General features: G+C 63.1%; 1 protein-coding gene. It reads left to right on the top strand.

From position 1 onward, the window contains the following. Positions 1-147: 147 nt before the first annotated feature. Positions 148-1,353: an ISL3 family transposase gene (locus MA04_RS21670; protein WP_205475483.1), complete on the top strand. Its 1,206-nt coding sequence runs from the start codon at positions 148-150 to the stop codon at positions 1,351-1,353. Positions 1,354-1,356: the final 3 nt, after the last annotated feature.

Raw genomic sequence — 1,356 nt, 5'->3', positions numbered from 1 at the left:
GGTTCATCGCGCTTTAGCGGGAAGTTTCCCTTCCAGCGGGGACGCGGATCAGAGGTCAGTCGACAGGGGAACCAAGAGGTAGGGGCGGACAGTGAACCAAGTTAAGTTGTTTGTGCGACCAAATAACGAGACAAGGACACTGCCGCCATGGGTGATGCTACGTTCCCTGGAACAGGCTGGGAAGGCTTTGTCGCCACCCGCTTCGTTCCGCTCTCCGATTCCGAGTGCCTGATTCACCTGATTCCTGACCCCCAAGTGCCGCCTTGCTGCCCAGGCTGCCGGCGCTCCTGCTCCCTGATCCATGACACGACGAGGCGGCGAGTCCGAGACCGGGATCTGTTCGAATACCGGGTCTGGTTGGAGGTGCCGGTGCGACGGGTGCGCTGCCCCCGCTGCGGTGTTGGGCGGGAAGCACTGTCCTGGCTGGGCCCACGAGCCCGGCTGACTCATCGGCTGCGCCAGCACGTCGAGGTCCTGTTAACGCTACTGCCGCTCAAGCAGATCGCTGACCTGACGGGCCTGCACTGGCACACCCTCAAAACCCTCGACAAGGCCCGGCTGGCCCGCGACCTGCCTGAGCCGGACCTGGCCCAGGTCCGCTACCTGGTCATGGACGAGTTTGCCCTGTTCAAGGGCCACCGTTACGCCAGCGTGGTCATCGACGCCGAGACCCGGCAGGTACTGTGGGTGGGGGAAGGCCGATCTCGGGAGGCGATCCGGCCTTGTTTCGAGTGGCTGGGGGCGCACTGTGACCACATCGAGGCGGTGGCCATGGACATGAACACCGCCATGGATCTGGAGGTCCAGGCTTGGTGCCCCAGGGCCCGGGTGGTCTACGACCTGTTCCATGTGATCGCCAAGTTTGGCCGGGAGGTGATCGACCGGGTGCGGGTGGACCAGGCGAACCAACTGCGTCACGACAAGCCCGCAAGGCGGGCCGTGAAGCGCTCACGCTGGTTGTTGCTGCGTAACCCGGAGAACCTGAAGGCCGATCAAGCGGACGAACTGAAGACCTTACTGGATCTGAATCAGCCGTTGATGGTGGTGTATCTGATGAAGAGTCAGCTCAAGGAGCTCTGGTACGCCCGCACGGAACGCGCGGCCCGCTGGCGCTGGACACGCTGGTTCAACCTGGCCCAAGCCAGTGGCCTGGCGCCGCTGATCCGCTTCGCCCGGCTTCTGAAGCCTTACGCCGAGGGCATCATCGCCAGCGCCCGTTACCGCCTCAACACCAGCGTGCTGGAGGGGATGAACAACCGCATCAAGGTCATCAAACGCATGGCCTATGGCTACCGGGACAGCGACTACTTCTTCCTGAAGATCAAAGCCGCTTTTCCCGGTAATCCGCGATGAACC

This window comes from Alloalcanivorax balearicus MACL04 (genome assembly GCF_025532145.1).
Lineage (GTDB): Bacteria > Pseudomonadota > Gammaproteobacteria > Pseudomonadales > Alcanivoracaceae > Alloalcanivorax > Alloalcanivorax balearicus.
Note: the sequence above shows the minus strand (reverse complement) of the source record. Positions and strands in the feature narration are given on the sequence as shown.

Coding starts and splice junctions, on each gene's coding strand:
- MA04_RS21670 (WP_205475483.1), top strand. CDS start 148: ATGGGTGATGCTACGTTCCCTGGAACAGGCTGGGAAGGCTTTGTCGCC.